Below are 12,385 nucleotides of genomic sequence, written 5' to 3'. Positions count from 1 at the left end.
TGACCGGCAAGATCGAAATCGACCCGATGATTACGCATGTCATGGGGCTTGAGGAAATCAACAAGGCATTTGAATTGATGCATGCGGGGACAAGCATCCGCAGCGTCGTGGTGTTTTAAAATAGGGAGAAGTAATAATGTATAGTCATATGATGGTGGGCAGCAATGATATTGCCCGTTCGAAAAAATTCTACGACGCGACCTTCGTTGCAATGGGCGGAAAACCCGGCGTGCAGGACCCCAAGGGTCGTTTGATCTATATGCACAATGGTTCGCTATTCCTTGTCACGCCGCCGATTGACGGCAACCCGGCCACGCACGGCAATGGCAGCACCATCGGTTTTGCGATGACCCCTGAGTTGGCAGATGCATGGCATAAGGCGGGCGTCGAAAATGGCGGCGAAGCGATTGAAGATGCACCCGGTATTCGCGAAGGCAATGGCATGAAAATGTATCTTGCCTATCTGCGTGATCCGGATGGTAACAAGCTGTGCGCCTTGCACCGTGTTACTGACTGATAGTGTTACCATCATGAACGATGCCGAAGCGCAGTTGTATAAAGATTTGGCGGCGCTCGGCATTGCTTATGAAAAGCACGAACATGCGCCGGTATTCACGGTGGCGGAGAGCGAAGCGCATAATCGCGAAATTGCAGGTGCGCATACCAAGAATCTGTTTTTGAAAGACAAAAACGGCGCATATTTTCTGGTCACTGTCCCTGCTGAAGCCCGCGTTGATTTAAAGGCGTTGCCATCGGCCATCGGTTGCGGCCGGATCAGCTTTGGTAAAGCCGAAGATATGGAACGGCTGCTCGGTATTACGCCGGGATCCGTCACCGCTTTGGCGGCCATCAATGATAAAGATTGTGCTGTCCAATTCGTGCTTGATGCTGCGTTGGCGCAAGCTGACATTATCAATTGCCACCCGCTGCGAAACAGCGCGACTGTAAGCATTGCGACCAGCGATCTTATCCGCGCGCAAACCTATTGGCAGCACCCACCCCAGATTATTTCCGTCCCGACATTGGAGCCCGCATGACTTTCGAAACCGTCTCTGAAAACACCGCCTTTGGTGGCGTGCAGGGTGTTTATAAGCACCATTCATCAGCCACCGGCACCGACATGACTTTTTCAGTCTATGTCCCGCCGCATGAAGAGGGGCAAGTTTTGCCAGTGGTGTGGTTTTTGTCGGGCCTGACCTGCACCCATGCAAATGTGACTGAGAAGGGCGAATTCCGCCGCGCATGTGCAGAGCTGGGTTTGATTTTCGTGGCGCCGGACACCAGCCCGCGTGGTGAAGACGTTCCCGACGATGCCGATGCCGCATATGACTTTGGTTTGGGTGCCGGATTTTACGTAAATGCGACCGCCTCGCCCTTTGATACGCATTACCGGATGCAAGATTATATCGAGCGTGAATTGCCTGATATCATCGCCGTGCATTTCCCTGCGGATATGCAGCGGCAAGCCATTATGGGGCATTCCATGGGCGGGCATGGCGCACTGACGATCAGTCTGCGTAACCCGGGCAAGTATAAGTCGACATCAGCGTTTTCGCCGATTGTTTCGCCGTTAAATTGTCCTTGGGGTGAAAAGGCTTTGGGTGGCTATCTTGGCGATGACCGTGCGCAATGGCGCGCCTATGACAGCGTTGCGTTGTTGGCAGATGGCGCACGCTTGCCTGACCTGTTGGTCGACCAAGGCCTGGCGGACAATTTCCTCGAGACACAGCTCAAGACGCACCTGCTCGTCGAACAATGTGCCGCGGTTGGTCAGCGTGCCGAAATTCGCATGCAGCCGGGCTATGATCACAGCTATTATTTCATCTCGACCTTCATGGCCGAACATCTCGCTTGGCATGCGGAACGGCTAAACGGCTAAAGCCTTGGGCATTGCCGATTCTGCTGCGCATATGAAGATCCCGACAGATCGCCCTTATGTGCTGCTCGACGATGCCCGCATGCACGGCGCGTCGCCGGCACGGCTATATACCGACCCGGTTGAAATATGGACCGCCAACAGCTTTGATGAAGTCGACGCTGTGCTTGGTGCCCTGCGTGATGCGCAGCGGTGCGGGCTTCATGCCGCGGGGTTCTTGGGCTATGAATGTGGGCAGCATTTCCTCCCCAATCTTGGGCAAGAACGCAGCGGACCACTGGCGTGGTTCGGCTTGTTTCCCAGCTACAGCACAATCTCGGCTGACGTCGTGCCGTCATATCTGCCCGATCCGGCGGGGGCATGGGTGTCGGAATTGCGCCCCGCGATTTCGCGTGCAGAATATGGCGATGCCTTTGCGGCGGTTCAGGATTTTATCCATGCCGGAGACATTTATCAGGCCAATCTGACCTTTCCGCTTTCTGCGGATTACGCGGGCGACCCGCTGGCCTTATATGCGGCGCTGCGCAGCCGCGCGAAGGCGGGCTATGGCGGTGTCATCTACACGGGGGATGCGCATTATCTGTCCTTTTCACCCGAGCTGTTTTTCGCACTTAAAGACCAGCGCGTGACGACAAAACCGATGAAGGGCACAGCACAAAGGCAAGCCGACCCGCAACGGGATAGCGATGTTGCGGAGCTCTTGCGCACCGACCCGAAACAACGGGCGGAAAATTTGATGATCGTCGATCTCCTCCGCAATGATCTATCCCGTGTGTGTGCCGCGGGCACTGTCGCCGTGCCTGAATTGTTTCATGTCGAAAGCTATCCCACGGTTCACCAGATGACCTCGACCGTTACCGGTGTGCTGAACGAGGGTGTGGATGCAGTTGACGTCATAACGGCGTTATTCCCATGCGGGTCGATTACCGGTGCGCCGAAAATCCGCGCAATGCAGGTCGTCGAAGACGTGGAGACCGCGCCACGCGGAATATATTGCGGCTCCATCGGTCGCATTGATGCCAATGGCGATGCCGCCTTCAACGTTGCCATTCGCACTTTTACCTTGTGCGATTCCACAAAGACGCTTTCACTTGGGCTAGGATCAGGCGTCGTTGCCGATTCCAACGAAGCAGATGAATGGGCAGAATGTTTGGCCAAGGGGGATTTTGCCAAGGTGGATGATACCGGATTTGATCTGATCGAAACCATGCGTTTTGAACCGATGGCCGGAATCCTTCGGCTGGAATTGCATCTGGAGCGCATGAAGGCCAGCGCAATGTTGTTCGGATTTGAATTTGACCGGCACGCATTGCGCAACCGGCTGCACGCCAGCATTTTCCATCTCGATCAGCTTTCGAAAATCCGGCTGATGGTTTCGCGGCATGGTGCCGTCGCGATTGAGATCAGCCCGCTGCAGGATGTGACCGACTGGCGCGTTGCGGTTGTGCCGCTTCCTGTCGCCGCAGAAGATTTCCGGCTTCGGCACAAGATGAGCGATCGGGCTTTTTACGACAACGCGCGAAAAGCGCGGACCGATTGTGACGAAGTTATCTTCGTTGGCACCGATGGCCGCTTAACCGAAGGTAGCATCACGGCCTTGTTTGTTGAACGGGATGGCGTTCTGCTGACGCCGCGGCTTGAGACCGGGCTGTTGCCGTCTGTGCTTCGCCGCGCGCTTATCGACGCTGGCGAAGCCCAAGAGGCGGATTTGATAACCGACGATTTGGCGGGTGGTTTTTTTGTCGGGAACAGCGCACGTGGATTAATAAGAGCGCATAGGGTTGCGTAACTTTTAGCGAGGCTTTAGGGGCAAAAGCGCAACTTCTGTTCAATTTTTGCCCGAAAGTTTTGATGATGATTGACCGTCTGTCGGCCGCGCTCGGCCGGATTGCCCCTTCAGCGACGCTTGCCATGTCCGGACGTGTGATTGACCTTAAATCACAGGGCATCGATGTCATTGGACTGTCGGCGGGTGAACCCGATTTTGATACGCCAGAATTCGTCAAAGACGCCGCCATTCAGGCCATTCGTGACGGCATGACGAAATATACTGCCGTGGACGGTATCGCGCCGCTCAAGCAGGCGATCATTGCAAAATTCAAGCGCGACAATGGCATTGAATATACGCCAAAGCAGATCACGGTAAACTCCGGTGGCAAGCACACATTGTTTAACGCGCTGGTCGCAACAATTGATACGGGCGATGAAGTCATCATCCCTGCGCCTTATTGGGTCAGCTATCCCGATATCGTTCAATTCGCCGGCGGAACGCCCGTGATCGTTATGGCGACTGCGGCGCAAAATTATAAAATCACGCCAGAGCAACTGGAGGCCGCAATTACGCCGAAGACGCGCTGGTTGATCCTGAATTCGCCGTCCAACCCAACCGGCGCAGCTTATGATGCGGATGAGTTAAAAGAATTGGGTGCAGTGCTGCTGCGCCACCCGCACGTCATGCTGCTGTCTGACGATATGTACGAACATATTTGGTATGCGCAGGCGCCCTTTGCGACGATGCTTCAGGTGTGCCCCGAACTCTATGATCGCACCCTCACCATGAACGGTGCGTCGAAGGCCTATGCCATGACCGGTTGGCGCATCGGCTATGCTGGTGGCCCGGCATGGTTGATTAAGGCGATGGCGGATTTGCAGTCGCAATCGACGAGCAATCCCTGCTCCATTTCACAATATGCCGTGTTGGCCGCGCTTAATGGACCACAGGATTTCTTGCGTGAACGCAATATCGCTTTCCGCGAACGCCGCGACCTTGTCGTCGCGATGCTGAACGACGCACCGGGGCTTAGCTGCCCAACGCCAGAGGGCGCATTTTATGTCTATCCCGACGCAACTGGCGTGATGGGCAAGACAACGCCCAAGGGCAAGAAGATTGAAACCGATGCGGACCTCATCGATTATTTCCTTGATGATTACCGCGTGGCTGCGGTGCATGGCGGGGCATTCGGTCTGTCGCCAGGCTTCCGGATTTCTTATGCAACATCGTCGGATATCCTCAAGGAAGCATGCACGCGTATCCAAGCAGCCTGCGCCGCACTCACATGACCGCAATATGTGCATCACGCTGAACGGCGTTCATGCACGTTTAATGTGTTTTCTGGTGAAACCATTTTAAGCCGACGCACATAGCTGTTTCGGCGCCAATCTGGGCACTATGTCAGAGATAAAATATGGACCGTCTTTATAACTTCGTGCGTTCGGATCTTTTCCTCAGTCTGGCCGGCGGATTTGCGCTAGGTTTGGCTGGGCTGGCCATCATCAAACCGGCTAGCGCAAATGATCAAAACGCAGAAGCCACGCGGTCTGTGTCCGTTGGAGGTCCATCATATGAAGCGGCTGCCCCGAACCCCTAAATGCGTTATCCGCGCGGTACATGTCGCGCTGCTGTTTGGTTTGGTGACAGGATGCGGTTCCGACTTTGGATCCGCTGTCGGCACTGCGCATGCCGAAGAGGGCATTCGGATTGCCGCGCCCTTTACGAAAACTATTGAACCAAAGGGCATACAGACGGCCGTTTTTGCCGGTGGTTGCTTCTGGGGTGTGGAGGCTGTGTTTGAACGCGTAAAAGGCGTGACGCGCGTGGAGTCGGGCTATTCCGGCGGGACGCGATCAACGGCTGACTATGATCTCGTCAGTTCGGGCGTCACGCGGCATGCCGAATCTGTTCGGATTCATTATAACCCTGCGGTGGTGAGCTATGGCGAGCTGCTGCACATATTCTTCTCGGTGGCGCATGATCCGACTCAATTGAACCGCCAGGGTCCGGACCGAGGCAAGCAATATCGATCCGCGATATTTCCCGCCAACGCAGCACAGCAAAAGATGGCGCGTGCTTATATGGCGCAATTGGACAAGGCTGGATATTGGAAGAAACCCATTGTGACGACGCTGGAGCCGATCAGTTTCTTTCCTGCCGAAAGCTATCATCAGGACTTTATGGCGAAGAACCCAAGGCACCCATATATCGTGCAATGGGACAAACCAAAAATTGCGAATTTGACGAGGCTTTTCCCGAGCCGCGTTAGGTAACTAACCCCGATAGGCGGGGATTGCCCAGCCTTTCCAAATCGCCATCGCCCGCAATGCAAAACCGGCGGTCGCGCTGAAAATCGCGGCGGGCAGAACGGGTATGCCGACAAATAATGATAGGCCAAAAAGGCCTGACGCCAGTGCCGCAGCTGTCACATAGATTTCGGGTTTAAGCAGGATTGACGGCTCACCCGCCAACACATCGCGAATGATGCCGCCAACGCAGGCGGTGATGACGCCCATCATCATGGCCGGTAACAATGGAACGCCAAGCGTAAGTGATTTCCACGTGCCGAACACCGCGTAAATGGCAATGCCCACCGCATCAAACCAGTCCAGCGCACGCGGTTTCCAAAGATGTTGCGGCGTTACCCACACCAGCCCCGCAGTCACAAGACAGGTCGCTGCAAAACGCCAATCCTGCACCCAGAAAACGGGTGCACCAATAAGCAGGTCGCGAACGGTGCCACCACCCGCGCCGGTAACCAGCGCAAAGAAGGAGAACGTCACGAGCGTCTGTTTGCGTTGCGCCGCGGCCAGAGCGCCCGATGCCGCAAATACAGCGATCCCAAATAGGTCCAACCATGAAATCATGGCCGGGGCTATTTGGGCCGCTTGGGTAATCATCACATGTGGATCGGTTTGCCGGTCACGGCCATGGCCGCTTCCTTTAAGGCTTCGGCATGGGTCGGGTGGGCATGGCAGGTGTATGCGATGTCTTCCGACGTTGCACCGAATTCTATAGCTACGGCTGCTTCGGCGATCATGCTTCCGGCGATGGATGCGATGATATGCACGCCAAGCACGCGGTCGGTTTTTGCATCGGCAATGACTTTGACGAAACCGTCCGTGGTGCGATTTGTTTTCGCACGGCTGTTTGCCATCATCGGGAATTTGCCAACCTTGATCTCGCTACCCGAAGCCGAAGCATGTTCCTTCGCCTCTTCCTCGGTCATGCCAACGCTGGCGATTTCAGGGTAGGTGTAGACCACACCCGGAATGACGTCATGGTTGACGATGCCCGTTAGGCCGGCGACAAATTCAGCCGCGGCAATGCCTTCGTCTTCCGCCTTATGCGCCAGCATCGGACCGGGGCAAACGTCGCCAATCGCGTAGATGCCGGGAACATTGGTCTGGAAATCATGTCCGATTTCAATCTGTCCGCGCGCATTGACCGCGAGACCCGCTTTTTCCAGTCCGAGGCCATCGGTGTTCGGACGGCGGCCAATCGCCACAAGTACGCAATCCGCTTCAATCGTCTCGCTGGCACCGCCTGCCGATGGTTCAACCGTCAGCGTGGCCACGCCGCCCTTTACCGTTGCGCCGGTAACCTTGGTACCCATGCGCAGGTTGAAGCCCTGTTTCTTGAAGATCTTGGCTGCTTCCTTGCGGACTTCGCCGTCCATGCCGGGCAGGATTTGGTCAAGATATTCGACCACAGTCACTTGCGCGCCAAGACGTAACCACACGCTTCCAAGCTCAAGTCCAATGACACCGCCGCCGATGACGACCATGTGCTTTGGCACCTTTGGCAATGCCAGCGCGCCTGTGGAATCGACGATAACCTTTTGGTCTATTTCGACACCGGGCAATGGCGTTACCGATGATCCTGTTGCGACCATGATGTTTTTCGCGGTGTAATTTTTGCCTGCCACATCAATGCTGTTGGCTGACGTGAACGCGGCGCGGCCCTTGAGCCAATCGACCTTGTTCTTTTTAAACAGAAACTCGATGCCGCCGGTCAATTCGGACACAGCCTTCGCTTTTTCGGCGTGCATTTGGTCGAGGTTGAGCGAGACGCCCTTAAAATCGATACCAAATTTCGCCAGCGAACCCGATTGTGCCTCATGGTACATTTCGGACGCATGCAGCAAAGCTTTCGACGGAATGCAGCCGACGTTGAGGCATGTGCCACCCAATGTCTCACGGCTTTCGACGCAGGCTGTTTTCAGGCCGAGTTGTGCGGCGCGGATGGCGGCAACATAACCGCCCGGACCTGCACCGATAACGATCAGGTCATAATCATGTTCTGCCATTGCTCAGCTCCTTAAAGGTCGATCAACAACCGGGTCGGGTCTTCAATCGCCTCTTTGACGATTTTCAGGAAAGTCACTGCCTCACGGCCGTCGATGAGGCGGTGGTCATAGCTTAGCGCCAAATACATCATCGGGCGAACAACAACCTGTCCGTCGCGAACCACGGGGCGGTCTTCGATCCGGTGAAGACCAAGCACAGCGGACTGTGGCGGGTTGATAATCGGGGTCGACATCAGGCTGCCGAACACGCCGCCGTTGGAAATGGTGAATGTTCCGCCCGACATATCTTCCATGGTGAGCGCACCGGCCTTGGCCTTTGCACCAAAATCACCAATCGCCTTTTCAATCTGGGCAAAGCTCATGGCGTCGGCGTTGCGCACGACGGGTACGACGAGGCCATTTGGCGCGCTAACCGCGACCGAGACGTCGAGATAATTGTGATAGACGATTTCGTCGCCATCAATCTGCGCATTAACGGCAGGAACGTCACGCGCTGCCAAAGCAACAGCCTTGGTAAAGAAGCCCATGAAGCCGAGGCGCACGCCATGCTTCTTTTCAAACAGGTCTTTGTAGGTCGCGCGCGCTTCAATTACGGCGGACATATCGACATCGTTAAAGGTCGTGAGCAGCGCCGCTGTGTCTTGTGCAGATTTCAAACGCTTTGCGATCGTCTGGCGCAGGCGCGTCATCTTCACGCGCTCTTCCTGACGCGCACCTGTTGGCGCAGACGCAGCTGGCGTTGCCGTTGATGCCGAAGTGGCTGCAGGTGCAGGCGCACCCTTTGCCGCCGCAATAACATCTTCCTTGGTCAGGCGGCCGTCCTTGCCGGTGCCTTTGATCTTGCTTGGGTCAATGCCGAGCTCAAGCACCAAGCGGCGGACCGCAGGCGACAAAGGCAGATCACTATTTTCCGAAGCAGCGACCGGCGCAGGCGCAGCGGTGCTCGTAACGGCGGGGGCTACAGCGGCAGCGGCTGCAGCAGGTGCTGCGGCAGCGCCGGTGCCAGCATCGATTGAAGCAATGACAGCGCCGACATTAACGGTCGCGCCTTCCTCAACGGCATAGGCACCCATGATACCGGCGACAGGCGACGGCACTTCGACCGCGACCTTGTCGGTTTCAAGGCTGGCTATCGGTTCATCGACCGCAACCGGCTCACCGGGTTTTTTCAGCCATTGGCCAAGGGTCGCTTCAGTAATGGACTCGCCCAATACGGGGACTTTAACTTCAGTGCTCATAATTCAATCCTCAGGAGGATGGAGGGGTAACCGGCTTGGCTCCCCCGGTGCGTTGACGGCGGATTTCTTCGCGGACATTGTGGCCCAATGCGTCTGCAACCAATGCGGCCTGTTCGGCTTGGTGGCGCTTGGCAAGACCCGTGGCTGTCGCGGCTGCGGCTTTGCGTCCGGCATAACGTGCGCGTGCTGGGCCGACATTGGCTTCTGCCAGGCATTCTTCCAAATAGGGGTCGACGAAGCTCCAGCTGCCGGCATTGCGCGGCTCTTCCTGGGCCCAAACGACCTCTTCCAAATTGGTCATACGCTTCAACCGGACAATCAATGGTTCGGCGGGGAAGGGATATAGCTGCTCGATGCGGACAATGGCGGTGTTCTTGTCGCCCGATGCATCGCGCGCTTCCATCAGGTCATAGGCAACCTTGCCCGAACATAGGACCAGTCGTTTGACATCCTTGTCCGCAGGCGCGTTGATATCCGACAGGATCCGCATGAAATGGCTTTCGCCTTGGAAATCCTCTGCCTTGGAAACCGCAAGCTTGTGCCGCAACAATGATTTTGGCGTCATGACGATAAGCGGCTTGCGGAACGGCCGTGCCATCTGCCTGCGCAGCAAATGGAAATAATTTGCAGGCGTGGTGCAGTTTGCGACCTGAATATTATCTTCGGCGCACAATTGCAGGAAGCGCTCAAGCCGCGCGGAGCTGTGTTCCGGACCTTGTCCTTCATAGCCATGCGGCAACAGCATCACGAGGCCATTGGCGCGCAACCATTTCGCTTCACCGGAGGCAATAAACTGGTCGATCATGGTTTGCGCACCATTCACGAAGTCGCCAAATTGCGCTTCCCAAAGCACCAATGTCTTTGGTTCGGCACCGGCATAGCCATATTCAAAACCCAGCACGCCGAATTCCGACAAAGGACTGTCGAGAATTTCAAAGCGGCCATGTGGCAATGTTGCCAGCGGGATATATTTTTCCTCTGTCGTCTGGTCGACCCAGACACCGTGGCGTTGGCTGAACGTACCGCGACCCGAATCTTGGCCCGATAAGCGCACGCCATAGCCTTCGGTAAGCAAAGATCCGAAAGCGAGCGCTTCGCCTGTTGCCCAGTCAAAGTTCTCACCGGTGCTGAACATGGCTTTTTTGGCATCGAGCACACGATTGAGCGTCGGGTGAATATTATGCCCTTCGGGCACAGTGGTCAGCGTGCGGCCCAGGCTATCGAACAGCTTTTTGGACACGCTGGTTTGCACATTCCGGCGCGCGGTTTCTGGGTCGGCTGGCTTGGACAGGCCAGACCAGCGTCCACCAAACCAGTCAGCGGCATTGGCTTTATAATCGGCGGCGCTGGCAAATTCCTGCTCGAGCGTCTGCACATAGCGCATGGCGTGCTCGTCCGCCCAATTCGCATCGATAACACCCTCGGCCTCAAGCCGCTTGGCGTACAAGCTGCTGACGGCGGGGTGGCCCTTGATGACTTTGTACATCAATGGCTGCGTGAAACCGGGTTCGTCGCCTTCATTGTGGCCAAAGCGGCGATAGCACCACATGTCGATGACGATGTCGCGGTGGAATGTCTGGCGGAATTCAATCGCAATTTTACAGGCGAAGGTCACCGCTTCGGGATCATCCCCATTGACGTGGAATATTGGCGCCTGAACGCCCTTGGCTACGTCGGATGGATAAGGCGAAGACCGCGCATATTGCGGGCTGGTTGTGAAACCAACCTGGTTGTTCACGATAAAGTGCAGGCAACCGCCGGTGTTGTACCCACGAATACCGGAAAAGCCGAGGCACTCCCAAACGATGCCCTGACCAGCAAAGGCGGCGTCACCATGCAACAGCACGGGCAGCACTTGTTCATGCTTGCCAAGGTCATCACGTGCGGTTTGGTTCGCGCGTACCTTGCCAAGCACCACTGGGTTCACCGCTTCAAGGTGCGAAGGGTTTGGCACAAGGCTCATATGCACCTTGATGCCGTCAAATTCGCGGTCAGTGCTGGTGCCGAGGTGATATTTCACATCGCCCGAACCGCCAACATCATCAGGGTTCGCGCTTCCGCCCGAAAATTCGTGGAAGATGATGCGGTATGGCTTTGCCATCACATTGGCCAAAACGTTGAGACGGCCGCGATGCGGCATGCCGTAAACGATTTCGCGCACGCCGAGCTGGCCACCATATTTGATGACGGCTTCGAGTGCGGGAATCATCGATTCGCCGCCATCAAGGCCGAACCGCTTCGTACCTACATATTTGCGACCAAGGAATTTTTCGTACTGCTCCGCCTCGATGACTTTACCGAGGATGGCTTTTTTGCCTTCGGGCGTAAATTGGATGGCGGCATCTTTGCCCTCCATCCGTTCTTGCAGGAACCGGCGCTCTTCGACGTCGGAAATGTGCATATATTCGAGGCCAACTGGACCACAATAATTGGCGCGCAGCGTATCGACGAGCTCACGAACCGTGGTCCATTCGAGGCCAAGCGTGCCGCCGACATAGACCCGCTTGTCGAGGTCTGCGCCAGTAAAGCCATGATATTCGGGGGTAAGGTCAGCGGGAATGTCCTGCTTGGAAAGTCCAAGCGGATCAAGGTTCGCTGCCAGATGTCCGCGCACACGATAGGTGCGCACCAGCATCATTGCGCGAATGGAATCGCTCGCAGCGGCAACAGCGTCGGCTTCTGCCATGGGCTTGCCAGCAGCCTTTGCCGCGGCCTTGACTTCGACAGCCATCTGCGTCGGATCAAGCGAAGCCGTCAGGTCATCGGTGATGGACAAAGGCCAGTTCGAACGTGCCCAGCTTGGACCTTGCTCAGTTTCAAAATCTTGGTTTTCTAAGCCCATAAAATACCTCGTGTGCCCAAGCGAACGCCGGGGTCCAACATCAAACTAATGTCTCGTACAGATCCGCCCAGTTGGGGTTCATCTGTTCGATCTCACGCAGCTTCCAAAGCCGCTTCCAACTTTTCATCTGCACTTCGCGCCGCCGCGCATCATGCAGATTTTCGAACCGCTGATACCAAACGAGAAGTTTGCACCCATATTGTTTGGTAAAGCCGTCAATCAAACCATTGCGATGCTGAAAGCACCGCTGCTGCAAGTTACTTGTCACTCCAAGATAGATCGTGCCGTTTCGTTTGTTGGCCATGATGTAAACATAACCCGGCTGATCCATCTTTTAGTTGACCAATGT

11 protein-coding genes and 1 pseudogene are annotated in these 12,385 nt (G+C 55.9%); 7 read left to right on the top strand and 5 right to left on the bottom strand.

Features of this window, described 5'->3' with window-relative positions:
- From ACIQ5B_RS00790 to msrA, 7 genes and pseudogenes are all read left to right on the top strand, one after another.
- Positions 1-119, top strand: a pseudogene (locus tag ACIQ5B_RS00790) (S-(hydroxymethyl)glutathione dehydrogenase); the annotation flags it as partial.
- Between the two features lie 17 nt (positions 120-136).
- Positions 137-517 carry a VOC family protein gene (locus tag ACIQ5B_RS00785; protein WP_397597347.1) on the top strand — a complete coding sequence of 127 codons (381 nt, stop codon included), beginning with the start codon at positions 137-139 and terminating at the stop codon, positions 515-517.
- 13 nt (positions 518-530) lie between these two features.
- On the top strand, positions 531-1,037 hold the full coding sequence (locus tag ACIQ5B_RS00780; RefSeq protein ID WP_397597346.1) for a prolyl-tRNA synthetase associated domain-containing protein: 507 nt from the start codon (positions 531-533) through the stop codon (positions 1,035-1,037).
- Positions 1,034-1,879, top strand: coding sequence for an S-formylglutathione hydrolase (gene fghA, locus ACIQ5B_RS00775; protein ID WP_397597345.1), 846 nt, complete (start codon positions 1,034-1,036; stop codon positions 1,877-1,879). The genes ACIQ5B_RS00780 and fghA overlap by 4 nt, the downstream gene beginning before the upstream one ends.
- Before the next feature lie 31 nt (positions 1,880-1,910).
- Positions 1,911-3,665, top strand: coding sequence for an aminodeoxychorismate synthase component I (gene pabB / locus ACIQ5B_RS00770; protein WP_397597344.1), 1,755 nt, complete (start codon positions 1,911-1,913; stop codon positions 3,663-3,665).
- Positions 3,666-3,733: 68 nt separating this feature from the next.
- Positions 3,734-4,936, top strand: a complete 1,203-nt coding sequence (locus ACIQ5B_RS00765; RefSeq protein ID WP_397577321.1) for a pyridoxal phosphate-dependent aminotransferase — start codon at positions 3,734-3,736, stop codon at positions 4,934-4,936.
- Positions 4,937-5,218: 282 nt separating this feature from the next.
- Positions 5,219-5,920 carry a peptide-methionine (S)-S-oxide reductase MsrA gene (msrA, locus tag ACIQ5B_RS00760; protein ID WP_397597343.1) on the top strand — a complete coding sequence of 234 codons (702 nt, stop codon included), beginning with the start codon at positions 5,219-5,221 and terminating at the stop codon, positions 5,918-5,920.
- Here the strand turns inward: msrA and ACIQ5B_RS00755 are convergent, their stop codons facing one another.
- The 5 genes from ACIQ5B_RS00755 to ACIQ5B_RS00735 are packed head-to-tail and all read right to left on the bottom strand — an operon-like array spanning position 5,921 to position 12,367.
- Positions 5,921-6,514, bottom strand: coding sequence for a trimeric intracellular cation channel family protein (locus ACIQ5B_RS00755; protein ID WP_324479153.1), 594 nt, complete (start codon positions 6,512-6,514; stop codon positions 5,921-5,923).
- 32 nt (positions 6,515-6,546) lie between these two features.
- The gene (gene lpdA, locus ACIQ5B_RS00750) at positions 6,547-7,956 is read right to left on the bottom strand and encodes a dihydrolipoyl dehydrogenase (RefSeq protein WP_397597342.1); all 1,410 of its coding nucleotides are present in this window, start codon (positions 7,954-7,956) and stop codon (positions 6,547-6,549) included.
- A gap of 11 nt (positions 7,957-7,967) precedes the next feature.
- Positions 7,968-9,194, bottom strand: coding sequence for a 2-oxoglutarate dehydrogenase complex dihydrolipoyllysine-residue succinyltransferase (gene odhB / locus ACIQ5B_RS00745; RefSeq protein WP_397597341.1), 1,227 nt, complete (start codon positions 9,192-9,194; stop codon positions 7,968-7,970).
- Positions 9,195-9,204: 10 nt separating this feature from the next.
- Positions 9,205-12,036 carry a 2-oxoglutarate dehydrogenase E1 component gene (locus ACIQ5B_RS00740; RefSeq protein ID WP_397597340.1) on the bottom strand — a complete coding sequence of 944 codons (2,832 nt, stop codon included), beginning with the start codon at positions 12,034-12,036 and terminating at the stop codon, positions 9,205-9,207.
- 40 nt (positions 12,037-12,076) lie between these two features.
- Complete coding sequence (locus tag ACIQ5B_RS00735; RefSeq protein ID WP_397597339.1) at positions 12,077-12,367, bottom strand: GIY-YIG nuclease family protein; 291 nt, start codon at positions 12,365-12,367, stop codon at positions 12,077-12,079.
- Positions 12,368-12,385 lie beyond the last annotated feature (18 nt).

This window comes from Sphingorhabdus sp., from assembly GCF_044374345.1.
Classification (GTDB): Bacteria; Pseudomonadota; Alphaproteobacteria; order Sphingomonadales; family Sphingomonadaceae; genus Sphingorhabdus_B.
This window is presented reverse-complemented; position numbering and strand designations above follow the sequence as displayed.

What these genes read in the sequence shown, in the direction of transcription:
- lpdA (WP_397597342.1), bottom strand. Translation starts at nt 7,956, where the DNA reads ATGGCAGAACATGATTATGACCTGATCGTTATCGGTGCAGGTCCGGGC.
- ACIQ5B_RS00740 (WP_397597340.1), bottom strand. Translation starts at nt 12,036, where the DNA reads ATGGGCTTAGAAAACCAAGATTTTGAAACTGAGCAAGGTCCAAGCTGG.
- ACIQ5B_RS00780 (WP_397597346.1), top strand. Translation starts at nt 531, where the DNA reads ATGAACGATGCCGAAGCGCAGTTGTATAAAGATTTGGCGGCGCTCGGC.
- msrA (WP_397597343.1), top strand. Translation starts at nt 5,219, where the DNA reads ATGAAGCGGCTGCCCCGAACCCCTAAATGCGTTATCCGCGCGGTACAT.
- odhB (WP_397597341.1), bottom strand. Translation starts at nt 9,194, where the DNA reads ATGAGCACTGAAGTTAAAGTCCCCGTATTGGGCGAGTCCATTACTGAA.
- ACIQ5B_RS00735 (WP_397597339.1), bottom strand. Translation starts at nt 12,367, where the DNA reads ATGGATCAGCCGGGTTATGTTTACATCATGGCCAACAAACGAAACGGC.
- ACIQ5B_RS00785 (WP_397597347.1), top strand. Translation starts at nt 137, where the DNA reads ATGTATAGTCATATGATGGTGGGCAGCAATGATATTGCCCGTTCGAAA.
- pabB (WP_397597344.1), top strand. Translation starts at nt 1,911, where the DNA reads ATGAAGATCCCGACAGATCGCCCTTATGTGCTGCTCGACGATGCCCGC.
- ACIQ5B_RS00755 (WP_324479153.1), bottom strand. Translation starts at nt 6,514, where the DNA reads ATGATTTCATGGTTGGACCTATTTGGGATCGCTGTATTTGCGGCATCG.
- fghA (WP_397597345.1), top strand. Translation starts at nt 1,034, where the DNA reads ATGACTTTCGAAACCGTCTCTGAAAACACCGCCTTTGGTGGCGTGCAG.